This is a genomic window from Saccharothrix variisporea, assembly GCF_003634995.1.
Lineage (GTDB): Bacteria > Actinomycetota > Actinomycetes > Mycobacteriales > Pseudonocardiaceae > Actinosynnema > Actinosynnema variisporeum.
Map to the genome: position 1 here is coordinate 3400929 of NZ_RBXR01000001.1, position 21859 is coordinate 3422787.

Below are 21859 nucleotides of genomic sequence, written 5' to 3' on the forward strand. Positions count from 1 at the left end.
GCGGTCCGGAGAACGACCGCAACGCGTTTACGACCTCCGGAACAGCTTGTTGCCCAGCCACACGATCGGGTCGTAGCGGCGGTCGGCGACGCGTTCCTTCATCGGGATCAGCGCGTTGTCGGTGATCTTGATGTGTTCCGGGCAGACCTCCGTGCAGCACTTGGTGATGTTGCACAGCCCCAGCCCGTGCTCGGCCTGGGCCGCCGGCACGCGGTCGGCCTCGTCGAGCGGGTGCATCTCCAGCTCGGCCACGCGCATGAGGAAACGAGGACCCGAGAACGCCTGCTTGTTCTCCTCGTGGTCGCGGATGACGTGGCAGGTGTTCTGGCACAGGAAGCACTCGATGCACTTCCGGAACTCCTGCGACCGCTCCACGTCCACCTGGGACATGCGGTAGTCGCCCGGCGCCACGCCCTTCGGCGGCTGGAACGCCGGGATCTCCCGCGCCTTCTGGTAGTTGTACGACACGTCGGTCACGAGGTCGCGGATGACGGGGAACGTGCGCATCGGCGTCACGGTCACCACCTCGTCCTCCGCGAACACCGACATCCGGGTCATGCACAGCAGCCGCGGCCGGCCGTTGACCTCCGCCGAGCACGAGCCGCACTTGCCCGCCTTGCAGTTCCACCGCACGGCGAGGTCAGCGGCCTGCGTCGCCTGCAGCCGGTGGATGATGTCGAGGACGACCTCGCCCTCGTTCACCTCGACGGTGAAGTCCTCCAGACCTCCCCCGTCCGCATCACCGCGCCACACCCTGAACCGCCCCTGGTACCCCATCTCAGCCCTCCAGCTCCTCGGCGGTCAGGTACTTCTGCAACTCGCTGTGCTCGAACAGGGCCAACAGGTCGGACCGGATCGGGATCTGCGGCTCTTCCTCGACCGAAACGGAACCCTCGGACACCTTGCACACCAACAACTTCCGCCGCCACGACGAGTCCATGCCCGGGTAGTCGTCCCGGGTGTGACCGCCGCGGCTCTCGGTGCGCAGCAGCGCGGCCCGCGCCACGCACTCGCTGACCAGCAGCATGTTGCGCAGGTCCAACGCCAGGTGCCAGCCGGGGTTGAACTGGCGGTGCCCCTCGACGGACAGCGTCTCGGCCCGGCGCTTGAGGTCGTCGAGCCGCTTCAACGCCTGTTCCATCTCGTCGGCCCGGCGGATGATGCCGACGAGGTCGTTCATCACCTGCTGCAACTCCATGTGCAGCGTGTACGGGTTCTCCCCGCCCTCACGCGAGAACGGTTCCACCGCAACGCGTTGCGCCTCGGCGACCGCGTCCTCGGAGCAGACGGGCCGGTCGGCGAGCCCGAGGACGTAGTTCGCCGCGCCCTCGCCCGCGCGCCGCCCGAACACCAGCAGGTCGGACAGCGAGTTGCCGCCCAGCCGGTTCGAGCCGTGCATCCCGCCGGACACCTCGCCCGCCGCGAACAACCCGGGCACGGACGACGCCCCGGTGTCCGGGTCGACCTGCACGCCGCCCATGACGTAGTGGCACGTCGGCCCGACCTCCATGGGCTGCGCGGTGATGTCCACGTCCGCCAGCTCCTTGAACTGGTGGTGCATCGACGGCAGCCGCCGGGTGATCTCCTCGGCCGGCAACCGGGTCGACACGTCGAGGAACACCCCGCCGTGCTCGGTGCCGCGGCCCGCCTTGACCTCGGAGTTGATCGCCCGCGCCACCTCGTCGCGGGGCAGCAGCTCCGGCGGCCGGCGGTTGTTGTCCGGGTCGGTGTACCAGCGGTCGGCTTCCTCGGGGTTGTCGGCGTACTTGTCCTTGAACACCTCGGGGATGTAGTCGAACATGAACCGCTTGCCGTCGGAGTTGCGCAGCACGCCGCCGTCGCCTCGGACCGACTCGGTGACCAGGATGCCCTTCACCGACGGTGGCCAGACCATGCCGGTCGGGTGGAACTGGATGAACTCCATGTTGATCAGGGACGCCCCGGCGCGCAACGCCAGCGCGTGCCCGTCGCCGGTGTACTCCCACGAGTTCGAGGTCACCTTGAACGACTTGCCGATGCCGCCGGTCGCCAGCACCACCGCGGGCGCCTCGAACAGCACGAACCGGCCGGACTCGCGCCAGTAGCCGAACGCGCCGGCCACCGCGCCGTCGTCCTGCACCAGGTCGGTGACGGTGAACTCCTGGAAGACCTTCAGCCGCGACTCGTAGTCCCCGGTCGCCGCGAAGTCCTCCTGCTGCAGCGACACGACCTTCTGCTGCAACGACCGGATCAGCTCCAGGCCGGTCCGGTCGCCGACGTGCGCCAGGCGCGGGTACTCGTGGCCGCCGAAGTTGCGCTGGCTGATCCGGCCGTCCTTGGTGCGGTCGAACAGCGCGCCGTAGGTCTCCAGCTCCCACACGCGGTCCGGGGCTTCCTTGGCGTGCAACTCGGCCATGCGCCAGTTGTTCAGGAACTTCCCGCCGCGCATGGTGTCGCGGAAGTGCACCTGCCAGCTGTCGTTGGAGTTGACGTTCCCCATCGCCGCGGCGATGCCGCCCTCGGCCATCACCGTGTGCGCCTTGCCGAACAACGACTTGCACAGCACCGCCGTGCGCATCCCGTGCTCCCTAGCCTCGATCGCCGCCCGCAGACCCGCGCCACCCGCGCCGATCACGAGCACGTCGAACGAATGCCGTTCCACCTCGGGCAAAACAGGCTCCTCAGTTGATGATGCGAAGGTCGGTGATGGCGCCGGACGCGACCAGCGCGACGTAGAGGTCGGTGAGGCAGACAAAGATCAGCGACGCCCACGCCAGCTGCATGTGCTTGGCGTTGAGCTTGGAGATCTGCGTCCACATCCAGTACCGCACCGGGTGCTTGGAGAAGTGCTTGAGCCGACCGCCCGCGATGTGCCGGCACGAGTGGCACGACAGCGTGTACGCGCCCAGCAGGCCCACGTTCACCAGCAGCACGATGTTGCCCAGCCCGAGACCGGTGGTCAGCGCGTAGAACGCGTCGTAGACGTTGATCAGCAGCAGGATCGAGGCCGCGTAGAAGAAGTAGCGGTGCAGGTTCTGCGCGATCAGCGGGAACCGGGTCTCACCGGTGTACTTGCCGTGCGGTTCGGCGACCGCGCAGGCGGGCGGGGACAGCCACGCGGCGCGGTAGTAGGCCTTGCGGTAGTAGTAGCAGGTGACCCGGAAGCCCAGCAGGAACGGGAGGATCACCACCGGCGGGGTCAGGAACCCGGGCAACTCGGGCAGCGGCCGGCCGAAGTGGGCCGCGGCCGGGAGGCACTCCTCGCTCAGGCAGGGCGAGTACATGGGCGTGAGGTACCGGTAGTCGTCCACCCAGTAGAAGTCGCCCATGAACGTGCGCACCGCCGCGTAGATCGAGATCAGCAGCAGGCCGGTGAACGTGACCAGCGGCGGGAGCCACCACCGGTCCGTTCGCAACGTGCGCTGGGCGATCTGCGCCCTCATACCTCACCTCGGTTCCACTTCGCTGTGGCGGGGACGTAAGCCGGCTCGGGAGTCGACTCGGGAAAACCGAAGCCGGCCCCCGCGTCGAGATCGCGGGGGCCGGCTCGTGGTGCGCTCAGGTGTGGCGGTAGCCACCCAGACCTTCGTCGTCGGCGTCGTGCCAGAGCTTCGGGTCGTACGGCGTGTCGGGCACGACGACGACCTCCCGCTCCACCCTGGGCGCCTCGCGCTGCCGGGGTGTGCTGTCCAGGTCGAGCAGCTCCGTCGCGTCGATGTCCATCCGCTCGACGTCGTTCGCGAGCCGTTGCACGGACGCGACGTCGCCGTAGCGGGACCGCAGCGAGCCGACGCACTGGCGTAGTTGGCCGAGCACTCGGCGCAGTTCCACGATCTCCGAAGCCGTCATGGGCAGCACCTCCCTTGGGGGTCCGTGTGCCGACTCTGCCCGCTTCGGGGCTCTGTGACAAGCACCACAAGTCGTCGCGTCGCGTCTCACCCACTGAATCGGTTTTGTGACGATCATGTGTCGTGACATAGTGTGGGTGCTGTCACGTCCGTCCGTGCGACGCCAGCGCTGCCGTCCCACCGGGCCCCACCACGGCCCGTGATCACCCCCGGGAGACAGCGAACCATGAGCGTGCATCCCGTCGTCGCCGAAGTGACGGCTCGCATCGCCGCCCGCAGCGCCGCCGGCCGGTCCGCCTACCTCGACAAACTCGCCGCGGCCCACACCGAGGGCCCGGCCCGCCGCGACCTCGCGTGCTCCAACTTCGCGCACGGTTTCGCGGGTATCACGGGTGGTGACAAGGAGGCGCTGCGTGCGCTCCGTCGCCCGAACGTGGCGATCGTTTCGGCGTACAACGACATGTTGTCGGCGCACCAGCCGATGCACGAGTACCCGGCGTGGATCAAGGACGCTGCTCGGGCTCAAGGGGGAATCGCGCAGTTCGCCGGCGGGGTGCCGGCGATGTGCGACGGCATCACGCAGGGCCGCGCGGGCATGGAGCTGTCGCTGTTCAGCCGGGACGTCATCGCGATGGCGACGGGGATCGCGCTCTCGCACGACATGTTCGACGCGACCGTGCTGCTCGGCGTGTGCGACAAGATCGTGCCGGGCCTGCTGATCGGGGCGCTGTCGTTCGGGCACCTGCCCGCGATCCTCATCCCCGCCGGGCCGATGGCGTCGGGCCTGCCGAACAAGGAGAAGGCGCGGGTCCGGCAGCTGTTCGCCGAGGGCAAGGCGACCCGGGAGAACCTGCTGGAGGCCGAGGCGGCGTCCTATCACAGCCCCGGGACCTGCACTTTCTACGGCACGGCCAACTCCAACCAGCTCGTCGTGGAGGTCATGGGCCTGCACCTGCCGGGCGCGAGCTTCGTCCCGCCGGGCACCAAGCTGCGCCGCGCGCTGACCGAGGAAGCCGCGCGCCGGGCCGTGGAGATCAGCCGGGGCGAGGAGTACACGCCGATCGGGCGGGTCGTGGACGAGAAGGCCGTGGTCAACGGCGTGATCGCGCTGCTGGCCACCGGCGGCTCGACCAACCACACCATGCACCTGGTCGCGATCGCCTCGGCCGCTGGCATCGAGCTGAGCTGGGACGACTTCGCCGACCTGTCCTCGGTCGTGCCGCTGCTGGCGCGGGTGTACCCGAACGGCAGCGCCGACATCAACCACTTCCAGGCCGCCGGCGGCGTGCAGTTCCTGGTCTCCACGCTGCTCGACGCGGGCCTGCTGCACGAGGACGTGCACACCGTGGCGGGCTTCGGCCTCAACCGCTACCGCAAGGAGCCCGTGCTCATCGAGGGCGCTCTGACCTGGCGGAACGGTCCCGACCACTCGCTGGACCTCGACGTGCTGCGGCCCGTGTCGGACCCGTTCGCGGCCGACGGCGGCCTGCGGATGCTGTCGGGCAACCTGGGGCGCGCGGTGACCAAGGTGTCGGCGGTCGCGCCGGAACACCGGATCGTGGAGGCGCCCGCGCGGGTCTTCACCTCGCAGGACGAGTTCAGCGCCGCCTTCAAGGCCGGTGAGTTGGAGCGGGACGTCGTGGTCGTGGTGCGGCAGCAGGGTCCGCAGGCCAACGGGATGCCCGAGCTGCACAAGCTGACCCCGGCCCTGGGCGTGCTGATGGACCGCGGCTTCAAGGTCGCGCTGGTCACCGACGGCCGCATGTCCGGCGCGTCGGGCAAGGTGCCGGCCGCCATCCAGGTCACGCCCGAGGCCGCCGTGGGCGGTCCGCTGGCCCGGGTGCGCGACGGCGACGTGCTGCGCGTGGACGCCGAGACCGGCACGCTGGAGGCGCTCGTGGACCCGGCCGAGCTGGCCGCGCGCGACCTGGTGGACTTCCCGCCGGACGCCCAGGCGTGGACGGGCACCGGCCGCGAGCTGTTCGGCGCGCTGCGCCGGGCGGTCGGACCGGCCGACCGGGGTGCCAGCGTGTTCGGACCCATCGCGGCCTCGCACTTCGCGGGCCAGTTGAACCAGGAGGTAAGTCGGTGACCACCAGCAAGGACCTGCTGGAGCTGTCCCCCGTCATCCCCGTCGTCGTGCTGGACGACGCCGCCCACGCCGTGCCGCTGGCACAGGCGCTGCTGCGCGGGGGCATCCGGGTCATCGAACTGACCCTGCGCACCCCCGCCGCGTTGTCGGCGATCGAGCGCATCGCGGCCGAGGTGCCGGACATCGTGCTGGGCGCGGGGACGGTCACCGCGCCCGAACACGCCGAGCAGGCGTTGAAGGCGGGGGCGTCGTTCCTGGTCACGCCGGGTTCGACGGACCGGGTGCTGGACGCCGTGGAGGACACCGGCCTGCCGTTCCTGCCCGGCGCGGCGACGGTGTCGGAGGCCATGAAGCTGGCCGAACGGGGCCTGACGGCGCTGAAGTTCTTCCCGGCGGAGGCGGCCGGCGGCGCGGACTACCTCAAGTCGATCGGCGGTCCGCTGCCTGGTCTGCGCTTCTGCCCCACGGGCGGCATCACCCCGGAGACCGCGCCGAAGTACCTGGCGCTGCCCAACGTCGGCTGCGTCGGCGGCTCCTGGCTGACCCCGAAGGACGCCCTGGCCGCAGGCGACTGGACCCGCATCGAATCCCTCGCCAAGGCCGCCGCGTCCCTCTAACGGCCGCCCTCTGACGGCCGCCCTCTGACGGCCGCCCTCTGACGGCCGCCCTCTGACGGCCGCCTTCTGACGGCCGCTGCCTGACCGCCGCCTGCGTGGGTGCCTTCGCTCGGGGGAGGCACCCACGCTCGCGGACTCCCCTCACGCCCCGCCCCCGCATCCCCGCGAGCATGGCGGCGTGCGTCAGGCGATGAGCGCGAGGGCTTCCGGGATCGAGTCGACCACCGGCATCCCGGTCGCCGCGAGCTTCACCCGGTCACCAACACCGGTGGTCACCAACACCGCCTGCGCACCCACGTGCCGCGCGGCCTCGGCGTCGTCCACCACGTCACCGATCACCACCACGTCCCGCGGGTCCAGCCCCTGCTGCTCCAGGTGCTCCGCCAGGTGCTCGGCCTTCGACCCGCCGCCCACGTCCACCCGCAGCCCGTCGACCCGCGTGAACAGCCCCGCCAGCCCCAACCGCTCGACCAGCGGCACCAGCTCGTCGTGGAACCACATGGACAGCAGCGACTGCGTCCCGGACCAGCGGTGCAGCAGATCCACGCCCGCCGCCAGCCCGCACGTGTCCAGCAACGCCCGGTACTCGACGTGGTAGACGAGGTCGATGTCCGCCCAGTCCTGTTCGGACAGCTTCCGGCCCAGGACCCCTTCGTAGCAGGCGATCAGCGGCCGGCTGAACACCCCGCGCCACTCCTCCAGCGTGAGCGCCGCGCGACCGTACCGGCGGCACACCTGGTTCACCGCGTGCAGCACGGCGTGCGTGTCGTCCAGCAGCGTGCCGTTCCAGTCCCACACCACGTGCTTCACAGCGCATCCCCCCACGTCCCGGTACCCGCCCAGCCTGCCATGCGCGCTGCGATAGGTTGGGACCGCACTCGGGGAGGGGTGGAACATGCGGTCGACCACGGTCGCCGAACCCGGCTGGCAGGTCGGACTGGTGTGGGTGGGTTTCCCGGTCGTCGGGGCCGGTCTGCTGTGGGGCGTGCAGGCAGCCGCAGGGTGGCTGTTGTCCCTGCCGTGGACACCGTTCCGCGGCCCGCTGAAGCTGATCGACTCCATCCCGGAGCCGTGGGCCACGGCCGGTTCCCTGGCCGCCGGCGCGGCGGTCGGCCTGTTCTTCGCCGCCTGGGCCGCGCACGAGCGCCTCACCGTCGACCTGTCCGACGAGGCCCTCACCCTGACGACCCGGGGCAAGTCCCGCACGCTCGACCGCACCGAGATCTCCGCGGTCTTCTTCGACCACAAGAAACTCGTCGTGCTCGGCCGCTCGTCCGAGGAACTGGCCCGCGAGTCCCACGACCTGCCCGCCGCGACCGTGGCCGACGCCTTCCAACGCCACGGCTACCCGTGGCTCGACGCCGACCCGCACCGCGACGACTTCCGCCGCTGGGTCGAGGACATGCCCGGCCTGCCCCCGGCCGCCAACGCCCTGCTCAAGGCCCGCGCCGAGGCCCTGAAGAACAGCGACGAGGACGACGCCCGCGACCTGCGCACCGAACTCGCCCGCCTCGGCGTGGTCGTCCGGGACGACCGCAAGCGCCAGTTCTGGCGCCTGACCAACCAGCCCGAAAGCTGACCCCCGGCCCCTCGACCGCCCCGATCACCCCGCAGCAGCGCCGGCCACGCCCAGCCGCAGCCCGCACCGGCCACGCCCAGCCGCAGCCCGCACCGGCCACGCCCAGCCGCAGCCCGCACCGGCCACGCCCAGTCGCAGCCCTCACCGGCCACAACCCCGCATCCGCCACGCCAGCAGCAGCCCGCACCGGCCACCACCGGCGACAGCACCGGTCAGTCCGGCAGGTACTCCTCCAAGTCGGCCTCCCCTTCCGCCGCGGCCTTCACCTCGTCGCGCACCACCCGGTACGCCATGCCCTCGGCGTACCCCTTGCGCGCCAACGCGGCCACCAGCCGCCGCATCTTCGTCTGCTGGTCCACACCGGACATGGTGCGCAGCTTCTTGCGCACCAACTCCCTTGCCCGTTCCTGCTCGGCCTCGTCGTCCACGGCCGCCAACGCCTCGGCCGCGACCTCGTCAGCCACCCCCTTGCGGCGCAACTCCTGCACCAACGCCCGCCGCCCCAACCCCTGGTGCTCGTGGCGCGAGCGCACCCACACCTCGGCGAAGGCGGCGTCGTCGATCAGCCCGGCCCGGTCGAACTTGCCGAGCACGAGCTCGGCCGTCTCCTCCCGGATGCCCTTGCGCAGCAGGGCGTCCTTGAGCTCCACCCGGGTCCGGGCCCGAACGGTCAGCAGCGCGTAGCAGAGGTCGGTCGCCTTGCGCTGCTCCTTGACCGGGTCGACCGGCGCGGCCGACTCCGCGGAGCCCTCGGCCCCGTCAGCCGACCGACCGCGCCGCCTGGAGCCGGCGAACCGCCCCCGGCCACCGGACGAGGTGTCAGACACCGTTCACGCCTCCCACCGCCGGCACCGCGCAACCCCGGTGCCGGCCCCTCAGCCTCAGAACTCGACCGGCGCGGGCGCGGTGTCGTCGGCCTCCAGTGTCGCGCCGATGCCCAGCTTCTCCTTGATCCGCTTCTCGATCTCGTTGGCCACGTCGGGGTTCTCGCGCAGGAACTTCCGCGCGTTCTCCTTGCCCTGGCCCAGCTGGTCGCCCTCGTAGGTGTACCAAGCGCCGGACTTGCGCAGGATGCCCTGGTCCACGCCCATGTCGATGAGCGAGCCCTCGCGCGAGATGCCCACGCCGTAGAGGATGTCGAACTCGGCCTGCTTGAACGGCGGCGCGACCTTGTTCTTCACGACCTTGACGCGGGTCCGGTTGCCGACCGGCTCGCCGCCGTCCTTGAGCGTCTCGATGCGGCGGACGTCCAAGCGCACCGACGCGTAGAACTTCAGCGCCTTGCCACCGGTCGTGGTCTCCGGCGAGCCGAACATCACGCCGATCTTCTCGCGCAGCTGGTTGATGAAGATCGCTGTGGTGTTGGACGCGTTGAGCGCACCGGTGATCTTGCGCAGCGCCTGGCTCATCAACCGCGCCTGGAGGCCGACGTGGTTGTCGCCCATCTCGCCCTCGATCTCGGCGCGCGGCACCAGCGCGGCCACCGAGTCGACCACGAGGATGTCCAGCGCGCCGGAGCGCACCAGCATGTCCGCGATCTCCAGCGCCTGCTCACCGGTGTCGGGCTGGGACACCAGCAGCGCGTCGGTGTCCACGCCGAGCTTGCGGGCGTAGTCGGGGTCCAGCGCGTGCTCCGCGTCGATGAACGCCGCGATGCCGCCGTTGCGCTGCGCGTTGGCCACGGCGTGCAGCGCCACTGTGGTCTTACCGGACGACTCCGGGCCGTAGATCTCCACGACGCGGCCCCGGGGCAGGCCGCCGATGCCCAGCGCGACGTCGAGCGCGATCGCGCCGGTGGGGATCACCTCGATCGGGGCGCGGCCTTCCTCGCCGAGCCGCATGACCGAGCCCTTGCCGAACTGCTTGTCGATCTGGGCCAGGGCCAGTTCGAGGGCCTTGTCCCGGTCGGGTGCCTGTGCCATCTGGAGTCCACCTCGTTGAAGTCTGCGGGTTCGCCGTTGCGATGTCGGGGCCGACGTTACGGGCGGGGTACGACATTTTTCGGCGGGGCCGGGTCACCTGCGGGGATGCGTCACCCGGTCGTGGTGGGCACTATAGCCGAACAGGTGTTCGACCGCTTGTCCGACACGCCGCGTCACCGGCGGTGTTCCGGCACGTCGAAGGCGTCGCACACCGCGAGCCAGATCTCCTTGGCCGGCAGGCCGGCCTCCAGGGCCTGGTCGGGGGTGCGCCCGCCGAGGGCGGACAGGACGTGGTCCCTGGCCACCAGCTCCGCCCGGACCTCGCCGAACTCGTTCGCCATCAACTTCCGGAACACCGTGGTGCGCATCGCGCCCAGGCTAGCGCGCGGCCTTCCACGCGGGGCTGTCGACGTAGTGGTTGTCGAACCGGTCCTGCGACGCCCGGATCTCGGCGGGGTCGGCCAGGCCGCGCTGCACCCGGTCCAGCAGCCGGTAGTAGTCGAACCGGCCGACGCCGGGCGTGAACACGAACAGCACGTCCGCGTCGGCGCCCTTGGCGGCCCCGAACGCGTGCGGCACGCGCGGCGGGACCACCAGGAAGTCGCCGCGTTCCAGCGTCAGGACGTCCTGGTCGAGCAGCACCTGGAGCGTCCCGTCGAGCACGAAGAACAGTTCCGACGCACGGGTGTGGAAGTGCGGCGGAGCGCCGTCGGAGCCGTCGCGGAACGTGGAGCGGTTGCTGGTCAGCGCGTCGAGGTCGGCCAGCAGCGTGACGACGGCGGCGGGGTCGGCGGTGAGCGATTCGGCCTGGTCAGCCCGGACGATCAGTGCGTTTTCCATGTCTCCACGATCTCCCGGACCATGATCGCGAACAACGACGGAAGACGCACTGATCCATAACCTGAGAGTTATGCTTCCGTGCGCACAGTTCGCGGGGAGATGCCCCACGAGACCACTGCGGCGACCACGCCGGAGGCGGCAACGGTCCACCAGGACGCTTGGAAAGCCGCGTGTGCGGCGTCGTACCCGCTCGGGCGCCCCAACACGGCGATCAGCACGCTGACGCCGAGCACCGCGCCGACCTGGCGGGCCATGGTGACCACGGCGCTGCCGGTCGCCGACGACGCCGGCGGCAGTTCCGCGGTGGCGGAGGACAGGATCGTGGGGAACGCCAGCCCGACGCCGATCCCCGCCAGCAGCCAGCCCGGCAACACCGCGCCGAGGTAGTCGGGCACCGGGCCGACCGACGCCAGCAGCAACACCGAGCCCGCCGCCCACAGCAGGCAGCCGACGCTCGCGAGCACCGCGGGAGCGAACCGCCGCAGCAACGCCTGCCCGCCGATCGCGAACACCGGCACCGCCAGCGGACCCGGTGCCAGGGCCAACCCCGTCCGGATCGCCGAGTAGCCCCACACGTCCTGGAGCCAGAGCACGAGCGCGAGCAGTCCGGCCGCGAACGTGGCGCTGAACAGCAACGATGCGACCACCGACCACGAGAACGTGCGCACCCGGACCAGGGCGCGGGAGATCAGCGGCGCCGGGTGGCGCAGGTTGCGCGCGGTGAACGCGGCCAGTGCGATCGCCGCGACGACCAGGCTGACCAGCACGTTCAGCGGTGTCCAGTCGTTGGCCTGCACGACGCCGACCGCCAGCGCGCCGATCCCGATCGTGAGCAACAGCGCGCCGGACAGGTCCAGCGCCTGACCCGCGTCACGTCCGTGGTGGTCGGGCAGCACGCGCAGGGCGAGCACGACCAGCACGACGCCCACCGGCACGTTGATCAGGAAGATCCAGCGCCAGGACAGTTCGACCAGCAGCCCGCCGACGACCGGCCCCAACGCGGACGCGAGCGCCCCGGTGGCGGCCCAGATCCGCACCGAGTGCCCCCGCCGCTCGGGTGCGACCGAGGCCAGCAGCAGGCTCAGGCTGGTGGGCGTCAACGCGGCGGCCCCCACGGCTTGGACCAGCCGGAACGCGACCAGTGTCCACAACCCCGGACTGGCCGCGGCCGCCGCGCTGGCCAGCGTGAACAGCGCGAGCCCGGCCACGAAGACCCGCTTGTGCCCGACCCGGTCGGCGTACCGCCCGGCGGGGACCAGCAGCGCCGCGAACACGATCGAGTAGCCGCTGAGCACCCACCCGAGGTGCGTCAGCGGGTGGTCGGGGAAGTCCGCGCCGATGTCGGGGAACGCGACGTTGACCACGAACTGGTCGAGGCCCGCGAGGAACGGCGCCCCGCAGAGCAGGGCGAGCACGCCGCGCGCACCCACCTGACTATTGATCACCATAGCCAGAGACGGTAGGTCGCTGGCTATAGCGACAACAAGCCAGCTGATACCCTTGTCACATGGCGATGACCTTGGACGGCCCCCTGGCCGACCGGGACCGCTGGCAGGCCACGCGGTGCTCGATCGGCAAGGCGATGGAGGTCGTCGGCAACCGCACGTCGATGCTGCTGCTGCGAGAGGCGTTCTACGGCACCACCCGGTTCCACGACTTCGCCACGCGTGTAGGGGTGACCGAGGCGTCGGCGGCGGCCAGGCTGCGCGAACTGGTCGACATCGGCGTGTTCGAGAAACGCCCCTACCAGGAGCCCGGCCAACGCACACGGCACGAGTACGTCCTCACGGACATGGGCCGCGACCTACTGCCCGCCATGTTGGCCTTGATGCAGTGGGGCGATCGCCACCTCCAACACGACGGGGCTCCCCTACGCGTCGTCGACGCCACCGGGTCACCAGTGCGCGTACAGGTGCGCGGCGAAGACAACCGCGCCCTCACGGCCGAAGACCTCACCGTGCAGGTGAACCGCTAGCGCCGACATAACCTGTCGACGTGGAGCGGCGGGACATCGAGATCTTCCTGGCACTGGCCGAGGAACTGCACTTCACCCGCACCGCCGACCGACTGCACGTGTCGCAGGCGCGGGTCAGCCAGACCATCCGGCAGTTGGAGCGCCGCATCGGTGCGCCGTTGTTCGACCGTACCAGCCGCCGTGTCGCCCTCACACCCATCGGACGACGACTCCGGGACGACATCGCACCCGCGTACCAGCGCATTCGCGAAGGCGTCGAACGCGCTATCGCCGCTGGTAGGGGCATGGGCCTGCTCCGCGTCGGCTTCCAGGCACCGGCCCTGGCCGACCTTGTCCCGTCCCTGTTCGCCCGCTTTCGCGAACGGCAGCCCGACAGCGAAGTCCGGGTGCGCGAGGCCGACTTCGTGGACCCGTTCACGCTGCTCAGGGCCGACGAGGTGGACGTGCTGGTGACCCTGTTCCCGGTGGCCGAACCGGATCTGACGACCGGACCGGTCGTGTACCGGGAGCCGTTGGTGCTGGCCGTCGCCGAGAACCACCCGTTCACCAGGCAGAACCAGGTCACCTTGGAAGACCTCGCGCGCGACACGGTCTTCCGCGCGGCCTATTGGCGTGACACGACACCGTTGGGCCGTCCTATCGCGCGCGGGCGCACCCTTACGACGTTCCAGGAGCTCATGACGGTCATCGCGAACGGTGAAGGCGTGTGCCCACTCGGCGCACATGCGGCGGATTACTTCGCCCGCCCGAAGATCGCGTTCCTGCCGTTGGTCGACGCGCCGCACCTCGACTGGGGGCTGGTCTGGCGCACGGCGGGCGAGACGGGTCGAGTCCGGGAGTTCGCCGCCGCCGCGCGCTAACCTCGGAGGATGGAAGACCCCACCGGCCTGTCGTCGCCGATCGGTCAGATCCTCATCTTCGCGGGCCTGGTCGCCGCCCTCGTCGTGGGCCTGCGCGCCTGGTGGTACAACCGCAAGCGCTGATCAACGCACCCGCTGCAACGACGAGAACAAGCACACCACCAGCAGCGGCAACGCGGTGAAACCCACCACGAGCCCCAACGCGGCATAAGACCACGCCGTCACCACTACGCCCGCCGCCACGCCACCTACGGCGCCACCGATGTTCATGCACAGGTCGGACAACCCTTGTGCCGCCGGGCGGTCCGCCACCGCCACCGACTCGGTGAGCAGCGCCGACCCCGCCACCAGGCCCGCCGACCAGCCGAAACCCAGCAACGCCAAACCGGCCCCGAGCTGCGGCGCGTCGTGCGAGGGCGCCATACCGGCGATGCCGGACGCGGCCACCACCAGTGCCGCCCCGATCGCCAGCACCGACACGCGCCCCAACCGGTCCGCCATCCACCCGAACAAGGGGCTGGCGATGTACATGGCGGCCACATGCACGCTGATGACGACCCCGACGACACGCAGTGAGGCACCCGCGTGGTCCATGTGCACTGGTGTCATCGACATGAGCCCGACCATCGCCGTGTGGCACAGCGTGATGCCGCCCAACGCGAGCTTCGCGCCCCCTGGTAACGACCGCCACACCGCACCGGAACCCCGCGTGTCCGCCACTCCTCCGGCGCAGTGCGCGGGCACCACGGCCGCGTCCCGCACGATGACCAGCGGGTCGGGACGCAGGAACCGCGTCACCACCAGGGCCGCCGACCCGAACAACGCAGCCGACAGCAGGTAGGGACCCGCGCCCACGGGCAGGCTGAGGTACACCGCGACCCGCCCGGCCGGGTCGGCGAGGTTCGGCCCGGCGACCGCGCCCAGCGTCGCCGCCCACACCACGACAGCCACCGACCGGGCCCTCTTGCGCGGGTCGGCCAAGTCCGCCCCGGCGTACCGGGCGGCGAGGTTCGCGCTGGTCGCGGCACCGAACAAGATCAAAGCGGGCAGCAACACGTGCCACGACCGAAGCACCACGCCGCACGCGGCCACCACCGCGCCGATCGCGCCCGCGGTGTAGCCGAACACCAACGCCGGTCGTCGTCCGTGCCGCGCGGCGACCCGTGCGGCGGGCACCGCGAACACCGCCGCGCCCACCACAGCGGCGGTCTGCGCCATGCCGCCCACGGCGTCCGAATCCGACAGCGCGGCGGCGAGCAACGTGGACACCGCGAGACCGATGGTGACACCGGCGGCACCCAGCACCTGGGTCGCCGCCAGCACGCGCAGCACCCTGCGCTGCACCACTTCCACCGCGGTCATGATCATGGATCGTGCCAGGCCGGCGGGTACCGGCGCAGCCACCGTCCGGGTCAGGTACCAGGCTGAACGGTGTTTTCGAAGAAGTCGGCGACATTGTCGGCGCTCACGTCGGCACCACTGCTCTTGGTCACGATGCCCAGCAGCGGCAGGTTGTCCGCGGTGAACGCGAGCAGCCCCACACCGCCGTTCGCGGTGGCCCAGTAGGTGCCCTTGAGGCCGTTGCCGCCCCACTCCGCTTGGACCATGTCCGTCTTCAAAGAGCGCGCCAACGCGTCCGCGCTCTGCTGCGCACCCGTGACGGTCTCAGTGAGCACGTACTGCACCGAATAGTCGTCCTTAAGGGCGCAACTGACGACCGTGCCCTTGATCTCGGCGATACCCGACACGCCCGCCGAACCGCCCGCCTTGCACGTGCTGGTGTCCGGGACCGTGCCCGCGAGCCGACGCAGGCACTCGGTGAAACCCTTGTCGTCCTTGGCGGTGTCACTCTTGCAGTCCTGCGCGGTCAGCTCACCGGGTCCGCTGAACGCGAAGATGCCGCCGACGACAGCCAACACGAGCACCACGGCCGTGCCGACCGCGATGAGCACCTTCGAGTTCGCCTTCTTCTTCTCCTGGGCGCGCGGGGACACGCTCGGGAAGTTGAACTGCTGCGGCACCTGGTAGGGGCCGCTCACAGCGGGATTGACCTGGTAGGGACCGCTGACGCCCGGGTTCACCTGGTACGGGCCGCTCGCCGCGGGGTTCACCTGGTACGGGCCACTCACGCCCGGGTTGACCTGGTACGGGCCGCTGACCACCGGGTTCGGGCCGCTCACGGCCGGGTTCTGGGCCGGCGTCGGCCCGGTCACCGGCTTGGTCACCACCGTCGGCGGCTCGTTGGACACCTTCACCGGGTCCTTGGCACGCGGCGTGATGCCGTCCTTGGGCACGTGGTGCGCGCCCAGCGCGACAGCGGTCTCCGGCTGGTCCAGGCTCGTCGGCACCACCCGGACCTGTTCCGCGATCATCGTCGCCACCAGCGGGATCCGGCTCGACCCACCGACCAGGTAGATGCCCGCGAGCTGGTTGGGCGCCAGGCCCGTGGAGCGGATCGTGGAGGCCAGCAGCTCCACGCTGCGCAGCATGCTCGGGCGGATCAGGGCTTCCAGGTCCGACCGGTTGACCAGGACATCCTCGAACGGCTCCGGCATCGGCACCTCGGTGTGCGCGTGCCGGGACAAGGACTCCTTAGCGGCCCGCACGTCCTCCTGAAGGGCGCGACGCGCGCGACGGTCGGCCGTGGTCTCCGGGCGCAGCAGCCGCTGCCAACCCGCCGGGTCGCGGTGGGACACCTGGCGTCCGACGTGCTCCAACAGCGCCTGGTCGACGTCGAGACCGCCCAGGTCCTGGAGGCCGTCCTCGGCGAGCACGGTGAACCCGTTCTGGGTGGCGCCGACGATGGCGACGTCGAACGTGCCCGCGCCCAGGTCGTACACGGCCAGCGCCTGGCCCACGGCCAGCGAGGCGTAGTGCGAGGCGGCGGCGACCGGCTCGGGCACCGGCACGACGTCGCAGGTCACGCCCGCGAGCCGGGCACTGGACAGCAGCACGTTGCGGCGCGTCGGCCCCCACTGCGCGGGGTGGGTGAGCCGGACCTCGTCCAGGGACTCGCCGCCGAGCTGCCGGGTCGTCTCCTCCAGCACGCGGCGCAGCACGGCGGCCAGCGCGTCGGTGACCGGGACGACGTTCTCGCCGAGCAGCAGCATGCCGTCGTCGATCCGCCGCTTGGGGTTGGGCTCGAACCGCGAGGGGTCGAGGCGGGCGCGGCGCTCGGCGTCGCGGCCGACGACCAGCGAGCCGTCCTCCTCGCAGTACACGGCGGAGGGCATGGTGGCGGACCCGTCCACCTCGACAACCCGGGGCGGCCTGCCGTGCGCGGCGAGCACCGCGACGGTGTTGGAAGTGCCCAGGTCAATGGACAGGACGCGCACGCCTCACCCCTTCGTCGAAACCGCGCTGATCGTGCCACAGCCAGTAGACCGGCGAGGCCGGTTCCCTCTGCCACCCACTCCCCCACTCCGCGAGGCCGCGTCGGTCTGTCACGCCTGGTTTTCCCCCGATCACGTCCTTCGATCGGGGGAAAACCAGGCGTGATGGGCCGACTTCCAGGCGGCCGAGCCGCGACGCCGGAGGCGGCGCCATCCAAAACTGTCGTACCCCTGGTTCAAGATGGTTCGCATGGACGTCCAGGCCGATTTCTCGCCCGCGACCCGGCAGTGGTTCGCCGGGGCGTTCGCGGCGCCCACCTCCGCCCAGGTCGGCGCGTGGGAAGCCGCGGCGGCGGGCGAGCACGCCCTGGTCATCGCACCCACCGGTTCGGGCAAGACGCTCGCCGCTTTCCTCTGGGCCCTCGACCGGCTGGCCTCCACGCCGCCACCGGACGACCCCAAGAAACGCTGCCGCGTCCTCTATGTCTCCCCGCTCAAGGCCCTGGCCGTCGACGTGGAGCGCAACCTCCGCGCGCCCCTCGCCGGCATCCGCCAGGCCGCGCACCGCCTGTCCCTGCCCGAACCCTCCATCACGGTCGGCATGCGCACCGGCGACACCCCGGCCGAGGACCGCCGGGCGTTCGCCCGCCGACCGCCGGACGTCCTGGTCACGACGCCGGAGTCGCTGTTCCTCATCCTCACCTCCTCGGCCCGCGAGTCCCTGCGCGGGGTCGAGACGGTGATCGTGGACGAGGTCCACGCCGTCGCGGGCACCAAGCGCGGCGCGCACCTCGCGTTGTCACTCGAAAGGCTGGACGCGCTGCTGGAGCGGCCCGCCCAGCGGATCGGGCTCTCGGCCACGGTCCGGCCGGTCGAGGAGGTGAGCGCGTTCCTCGCCGGTGGCCGCCCGGTGAAGGTCGTGCAGCCCAAGACCGCCAAGACCATCGAGGTGGAGGTCGAGGTCCCGGTCGAGGACATGTCGGCGTTGGGCGAGCCCACCGGCGAGGTGTCCGGGTCGGCGGCGGGCGCGGAGCAGCGGGCGTCGATCTGGCCGTCGGTGGAGCAGCGGGTCTTGGAACTGGTCCGGGGGCACCGGTCCACGATCGTGTTCGCCAACTCGCGCCGGCTGGCCGAGCGGCTCACCGCGCGCCTCAACGAGCTGGCGGAGGAAGCGGCCGAGCTGGAGAGCTTCCCCGCCGAGGCGATCGGGCAGTCCGGGCTGACCACCCAGCGGTCGGCCACGATCGCCCGCGCGCACCACGGCTCGATGTCCCGCGAGCAGCGGACCGTGGTGGAGGAGGAGCTGAAGTCGGGGCGGCTGCCGTGCGTGGTGGCCACGTCGTCGTTGGAGCTGGGCATCGACATGGGCTCGGTCGACCTGGTCGTGCAGGTCGAGGCGCCGCCCACGGTCGCGTCCGGGCTCCAGCGCGTCGGCCGCGCGGGGCACCAGGTGGGCGCGGTGTCGCGCGGGGTGATGTTCCCGAAGTTCCGGGGCGACCTGGTGTCGTGCGCGGTGGTCGCCGAGCGCATGCGGGACGGGGCGATCGAGGCCGTCCGGTACCCGCGCAACCCGCTGGACGTGTTGGCGCAGCACGTCGTGGCGATGACGGCGATGGAGCCGTGGACCGTCGAGGAACTGGCCGGGTTGGTGCGGCGGGCGGCGCCGTTCGCCGCGCTGCCCGAGTCAGCTCTCCAGGCGGTGCTGGACATGCTCGCGGGCCGGTACCCGAGCGAGGAGTTCGGCGAGCTGCGGCCCCGGATCACGTGGGACCGGATCACCGGCGAGCTGCGCGGCCGGCCGGGGTCGCAGCGGCTGGCGGTCACCTCGGGCGGCACCATCCCCGACCGCGGCCTGTTCGCGGTCATGACACCGCCGTCGGAACGCGGTCCGGGCTCGCGGGTGGGCGAGCTGGACGAGGAGATGGTGTACGAGTCGCGGGTGGGCGACACGTTCCTGCTCGGCACGTCGTCCTGGCGGGTCGAGGACATCACCCACGACCGGGTGATCGTGGTGCCCGCGCCGGGGCAGCCCGCGCGCATGCCGTTCTGGAAGGGCGACGCGCCGGGGCGTCCGCTGGAACTGGGGCGGGCGCTGGGGAAGTTCCTCCGCGAGGTGTCCACCATGGACACCGAGGCGGCGACAGCGCGGGCCGCGGACGCCGGGCTGGACGAGTGGGCGACGTCCAACCTGCTGGCGTACCTGGCCGAGCAGCGCGAAGCCACGCGCCACGTGCCCAACGACCGGACCGTGCTGGTGGAGCGGTTCCGGGACGAGCTGGGCGACTGGCGGCTGGTGGTGCACTCGCCGTTCGGGGCGCAGGTCAACGCGCCGTGGGCGTTGGCGATCGCGGCCCGGCTGCGGGAGCGGCGCGGTATCGAGGTGCAGGCGGCGCACTCCGACGACGGGATCGTGGTGCGGCTGCCGGACGCCGTGGACCTCGACGGCGCGCAGGTGGTGGCGGGGGCGGAGGACGTGCTGCTCGACCCCGAGGAGGTCGAGCAGGTCGTGGTCGCCGAGGTGGGCGGGTCGGCGTTGTTCGCGGCCCGGTTCCGGGAGTGCGCGGCCCGGTCGCTGCTGCTGCCCCGGCGCGACCCGAAGCGCCGGACACCGCTGTGGCAGCAGCGGCAGCGGGCGGCGCAACTGCTGTCGGTGGCGGCGAAGTACGAGAGCTTCCCGGTGGTGCTGGAGGCGATGCGCGAGGTCCTCCAGGACGTGTACGACGTGCCCGGACTGCGCGAGCTGATGGCGGACGTTCGGGCACGGCGGGTGCGCGTGGTGGAGGTGGAGACACCGGCGCCGTCACCGTTCGCGCGCAGCCTGCTGTTCGGCTACGTCGGGATGTTCCTGTACGAGGTGGACGCGCCGCTGGCGGAACGGCGGGCGGCGGCGCTGTCGCTGGACTCGGCGCTGCTGGCGGAGCTGCTGGGGTCCGAGGCGATCCGGGAGCTGTTGGACCCGGAGGTCGTCGAGGAGGTCGAGCGGTCGCTGCAACGGCTGACACCCGACCGGCACGCCCGGGACGTGGAGGGCGCGGCCGACCTGCTGCGGTTCCTGGGCGACCTGTCGGAGGCGGAGGCGGCGGAGCGCGGTGTCCGGCCGGAGTGGCTGGCCGAGCTGGTGGCGGCGCGGCGGGCGATCCGGGTCCGCATCGCGGGCGAGGACCGGGTGCTGGCCATCGAGGACGCGGGCCGGGTGCGGGACGCGTTGGGTGTGGCGTTGCCGGTGGGTGTGCCGGAGGCGTTCACCGAGCCGGTGGCCGACCCGTTGGGCGACCTGCTCGCCCGGTACGCGCGAACACACGGGCCGTTCCCCGCCATGCAGGCGGCGGAGCGGTTCGGGCTGGGCGTCGCGGTGGTGACCGGTGTGCTGGAGCGCATGGCGGCCACCGGACGGCTGGTGCGCGGCGAACTGCGGCCCGGTGGCACGCACACCGAGTACTGCGACGCCGACGTGCTGCGCCGGCTGCGGCGGGCGTCGCTGGCGCGGTTGCGGGCCGAGGTCGAACCGGTGGAACCGGAGGCGTTGGGCCGGTTCCTGCCCGCGTGGCACGGCGTGGGCCGGAGGCTGCGGGCCGCGCCGACCGTGGACGACGTGTACGCGGTGGTCGAGCAGTTGGCCGGTGCGCCGCTGCCGGCCAGCGCGGTCGAGTCCCTGGTGCTGCCCGCCCGGCTGCCCGGCTACTACCCGGCGCTGCTGGACGAGCTGACCGCGTCCGGCGAGGTGACGTGGACCGGCTGCGGCGCGCTGGCGGGCGGTGACGGGTGGATCGCGCTCGCCCCGGCGGACGTGGCCGACCTGCTGCTGCCCGACCTGGTGCCGGAGGCCCAGCCGGACTCGCCGCTGCACCGCGCGGTGGTCGAGGTGCTGGCGGGCGGTGCGTTGTTCTTCCGCCAGATCGTCGACCGCGTGTCCCTGCAAGGCCCGACGACCGACGGCGAGGTCGTGGGCGCGCTGTGGGACCTGGTGTGGGCGGGGGTGGTCACCAACGACACCCTGGCGCCGCTGCGCGCCCTGGTGGCGGGCGGTGGCACCGCGCACAAACCCAAGCGGGCCGCGCCGCGCGGCCGGTACGCGAGGATGCGCGCCGGCCGACCGGACATGCCCAGCCGAACCGGTCCACCCACGGTCGCCGGCCGGTGGTCGCTGGCGGTCGTGCCCGCGACCGACCCGACAAGGCGGGCGCACGCGCGGGCGGAGGCGTTCCTGGAGCGGCACGGCGTGCTGACCCGGGGTGCGCTCGACACCGAGCGGGTGACCGGTGGTTTCTCCGGCGTGTACCGGGTGCTGCGCGCGATGGAGGAGTCCGGGCAGGTCGTGCGCGGGTACGTGGTCGAGGGGCTGGGTGCGGCCCAGTTCGCGGCGCGCGGAGCCGTGGACCGCCTGCGTGCCCTGTCCCGCCCGCCGGGCCAGGAGCACACCGGCACACCGGATGCGGTGGTCCTGGCCGCCGCCGACCCGGCCCAACCCTACGGAGCGGCCCTGCCGTGGCCCGACCCGCTCGGCGAGGGCAAACACCGACCCGCCCGCAAGTCCGGCGCCCTGACCGTGCTGGTGGACGGCCAGGCAACGCTGTACGTCGAGCGCGGAGGGCGGTCGCTGCTGTCGTTCAGCGAGGACGAGGACGTCCTGCGCGCGGCGGCGCAGGCGTTGAGCCGGGCGGTGCGGGACGGGTGGCTGGGACAACTGGCGGTGCAACGAGCGGACGGGGAGGTGGCATTGGGGTCGAGACTGGCCGGGATCCTGCAAGAAGCGGGATTCCGCGCAACGCCCAAGGGACTCCGTCTCCGCGCCTAGTCTGGCGGGCATGGGGCTTC

The 21859-nt window shown here is 71.6% G+C and carries 18 protein-coding genes; 6 read left to right on the forward strand and 12 right to left on the reverse strand.

Going from position 1 to position 21859, the window contains the following annotated elements; genetic code table 11:
- Window positions 1–27: 27 nt before the first annotated feature.
- From DFJ66_RS14975 to DFJ66_RS14990, 4 genes are all read right to left on the reverse strand, one after another.
- Window positions 28–777 carry a succinate dehydrogenase/fumarate reductase iron-sulfur subunit gene (locus DFJ66_RS14975; protein ID WP_121221813.1) on the reverse strand — a complete coding sequence of 250 codons (750 nt, stop codon included), beginning with the start codon at window positions 775–777 and terminating at the stop codon, window positions 28–30.
- Window position 778: 1 nt separating this feature from the next.
- Window positions 779–2650 carry a fumarate reductase/succinate dehydrogenase flavoprotein subunit gene (locus DFJ66_RS14980; RefSeq protein ID WP_121221815.1) on the reverse strand — a complete coding sequence of 624 codons (1872 nt, stop codon included), beginning with the start codon at window positions 2648–2650 and terminating at the stop codon, window positions 779–781.
- Between the two features lie 10 nt (window positions 2651–2660).
- Window positions 2661–3422, reverse strand: a complete 762-nt coding sequence (locus tag DFJ66_RS14985; RefSeq protein ID WP_121221817.1) for a hypothetical protein — start codon at window positions 3420–3422, stop codon at window positions 2661–2663.
- A gap of 115 nt (window positions 3423–3537) precedes the next feature.
- A complete protein-coding gene (locus DFJ66_RS14990; protein ID WP_121221819.1) occupies window positions 3538–3828 on the reverse strand; it encodes a hypothetical protein in 291 nt (96 codons plus the stop codon).
- Window positions 3829–4053: 225 nt separating this feature from the next.
- Here DFJ66_RS14990 and edd point away from each other — a divergent pair, with 225 nt between their 5' ends.
- Both edd and eda read left to right on the forward strand, forming a co-directional pair.
- Window positions 4054–5919 carry a phosphogluconate dehydratase gene (gene edd, locus DFJ66_RS14995; RefSeq protein ID WP_170199411.1) on the forward strand — a complete coding sequence of 622 codons (1866 nt, stop codon included), beginning with the start codon at window positions 4054–4056 and terminating at the stop codon, window positions 5917–5919.
- Complete coding sequence (gene eda / locus DFJ66_RS15000) at window positions 5916–6536, forward strand: bifunctional 4-hydroxy-2-oxoglutarate aldolase/2-dehydro-3-deoxy-phosphogluconate aldolase (protein ID WP_121221821.1); 621 nt, start codon at window positions 5916–5918, stop codon at window positions 6534–6536. Before edd ends, eda begins: the two co-directional genes overlap by 4 nt.
- A 183-nt stretch (window positions 6537–6719) precedes the next feature.
- Here the strand turns inward: eda and DFJ66_RS15005 are convergent, their stop codons facing one another.
- Window positions 6720–7346: an HAD family hydrolase gene (locus DFJ66_RS15005; RefSeq protein WP_246029763.1), complete on the reverse strand. Its 627-nt coding sequence runs from the start codon at window positions 7344–7346 to the stop codon at window positions 6720–6722.
- Window positions 7347–7431: 85 nt separating this feature from the next.
- On the opposite strand from DFJ66_RS15005, the gene DFJ66_RS15010 reads away from it, so the two are divergent.
- Window positions 7432–8115 (forward strand): YqeB family protein, encoded by a 684-nt coding sequence (locus tag DFJ66_RS15010; RefSeq protein ID WP_121221825.1) that lies wholly within the window; start codon window positions 7432–7434, stop codon window positions 8113–8115.
- Between the two features lie 212 nt (window positions 8116–8327).
- Here DFJ66_RS15010 and DFJ66_RS15015 read toward each other — a convergent pair whose 3' ends face one another.
- The 5 genes from DFJ66_RS15015 to DFJ66_RS15035 form a co-directional block, all read right to left on the reverse strand.
- Window positions 8328–8942 (reverse strand): regulatory protein RecX, encoded by a 615-nt coding sequence (locus tag DFJ66_RS15015; protein ID WP_121221827.1) that lies wholly within the window; start codon window positions 8940–8942, stop codon window positions 8328–8330.
- A 54-nt stretch (window positions 8943–8996) separates the two neighbouring features.
- A complete protein-coding gene (gene recA, locus DFJ66_RS15020; protein ID WP_121221829.1) occupies window positions 8997–10037 on the reverse strand; it encodes a recombinase RecA in 1041 nt (346 codons plus the stop codon).
- A 173-nt stretch (window positions 10038–10210) separates the two neighbouring features.
- Entirely contained in the window at window positions 10211–10405 is a 195-nt protein-coding gene (locus DFJ66_RS15025; RefSeq protein ID WP_121221831.1) for a DUF3046 domain-containing protein, read from the reverse strand.
- Between the two features lie 10 nt (window positions 10406–10415).
- On the reverse strand, window positions 10416–10877 hold the full coding sequence (locus DFJ66_RS15030) for a cupin domain-containing protein (protein WP_121221833.1): 462 nt from the start codon (window positions 10875–10877) through the stop codon (window positions 10416–10418).
- Window positions 10878–10945: 68 nt separating this feature from the next.
- Window positions 10946–12325, reverse strand: coding sequence for an MFS transporter (locus DFJ66_RS15035; RefSeq protein WP_121221835.1), 1380 nt, complete (start codon window positions 12323–12325; stop codon window positions 10946–10948).
- 59 nt (window positions 12326–12384) lie between these two features.
- Between DFJ66_RS15035 and DFJ66_RS15040 the strand changes: the two genes are divergently transcribed.
- On the forward strand, window positions 12385–12852 hold the full coding sequence (locus tag DFJ66_RS15040; RefSeq protein WP_121221837.1) for a winged helix-turn-helix transcriptional regulator: 468 nt from the start codon (window positions 12385–12387) through the stop codon (window positions 12850–12852).
- A 20-nt stretch (window positions 12853–12872) separates the two neighbouring features.
- The gene (locus DFJ66_RS15045; RefSeq protein WP_121221840.1) at window positions 12873–13712 is read left to right on the forward strand and encodes a LysR family transcriptional regulator; all 840 of its coding nucleotides are present in this window, start codon (window positions 12873–12875) and stop codon (window positions 13710–13712) included.
- A 123-nt stretch (window positions 13713–13835) separates the two neighbouring features.
- Here DFJ66_RS15045 and DFJ66_RS15050 read toward each other — a convergent pair whose 3' ends face one another.
- Together DFJ66_RS15050 and DFJ66_RS15055 are read right to left on the reverse strand one after the other, a co-directional pair.
- Window positions 13836–15074: an MFS transporter gene (locus DFJ66_RS15050; protein ID WP_246029764.1), complete on the reverse strand. Its 1239-nt coding sequence runs from the start codon at window positions 15072–15074 to the stop codon at window positions 13836–13838.
- A gap of 50 nt (window positions 15075–15124) precedes the next feature.
- Window positions 15125–17047 carry an Hsp70 family protein gene (locus DFJ66_RS15055; RefSeq protein ID WP_121221844.1) on the reverse strand — a complete coding sequence of 641 codons (1923 nt, stop codon included), beginning with the start codon at window positions 17045–17047 and terminating at the stop codon, window positions 15125–15127.
- 247 nt (window positions 17048–17294) lie between these two features.
- Between DFJ66_RS15055 and DFJ66_RS15060 the strand changes: the two genes are divergently transcribed.
- Window positions 17295–21839 carry an ATP-dependent helicase gene (locus tag DFJ66_RS15060; RefSeq protein ID WP_170199413.1) on the forward strand — a complete coding sequence of 1515 codons (4545 nt, stop codon included), beginning with the start codon at window positions 17295–17297 and terminating at the stop codon, window positions 21837–21839.
- Window positions 21840–21859 lie beyond the last annotated feature (20 nt).

Coding starts and splice junctions, on each gene's coding strand:
- DFJ66_RS15060 (WP_170199413.1), top strand. CDS start 17,295: ATGGACGTCCAGGCCGATTTCTCGCCCGCGACCCGGCAGTGGTTCGCC.
- DFJ66_RS15010 (WP_121221825.1), top strand. CDS start 7,432: ATGCGGTCGACCACGGTCGCCGAACCCGGCTGGCAGGTCGGACTGGTG.
- DFJ66_RS15050 (WP_246029764.1), bottom strand. CDS start 15,074: ATGACCGCGGTGGAAGTGGTGCAGCGCAGGGTGCTGCGCGTGCTGGCG.
- DFJ66_RS15025 (WP_121221831.1), bottom strand. CDS start 10,405: ATGCGCACCACGGTGTTCCGGAAGTTGATGGCGAACGAGTTCGGCGAG.
- DFJ66_RS14990 (WP_121221819.1), bottom strand. CDS start 3,828: ATGACGGCTTCGGAGATCGTGGAACTGCGCCGAGTGCTCGGCCAACTA.
- DFJ66_RS14985 (WP_121221817.1), bottom strand. CDS start 3,422: ATGAGGGCGCAGATCGCCCAGCGCACGTTGCGAACGGACCGGTGGTGG.
- DFJ66_RS15035 (WP_121221835.1), bottom strand. CDS start 12,325: ATGGTGATCAATAGTCAGGTGGGTGCGCGCGGCGTGCTCGCCCTGCTC.
- edd (WP_170199411.1), top strand. CDS start 4,054: ATGAGCGTGCATCCCGTCGTCGCCGAAGTGACGGCTCGCATCGCCGCC.
- DFJ66_RS15040 (WP_121221837.1), top strand. CDS start 12,385: ATGGCGATGACCTTGGACGGCCCCCTGGCCGACCGGGACCGCTGGCAG.
- DFJ66_RS15030 (WP_121221833.1), bottom strand. CDS start 10,877: ATGGAAAACGCACTGATCGTCCGGGCTGACCAGGCCGAATCGCTCACC.
- recA (WP_121221829.1), bottom strand. CDS start 10,037: ATGGCACAGGCACCCGACCGGGACAAGGCCCTCGAACTGGCCCTGGCC.
- DFJ66_RS14975 (WP_121221813.1), bottom strand. CDS start 777: ATGGGGTACCAGGGGCGGTTCAGGGTGTGGCGCGGTGATGCGGACGGG.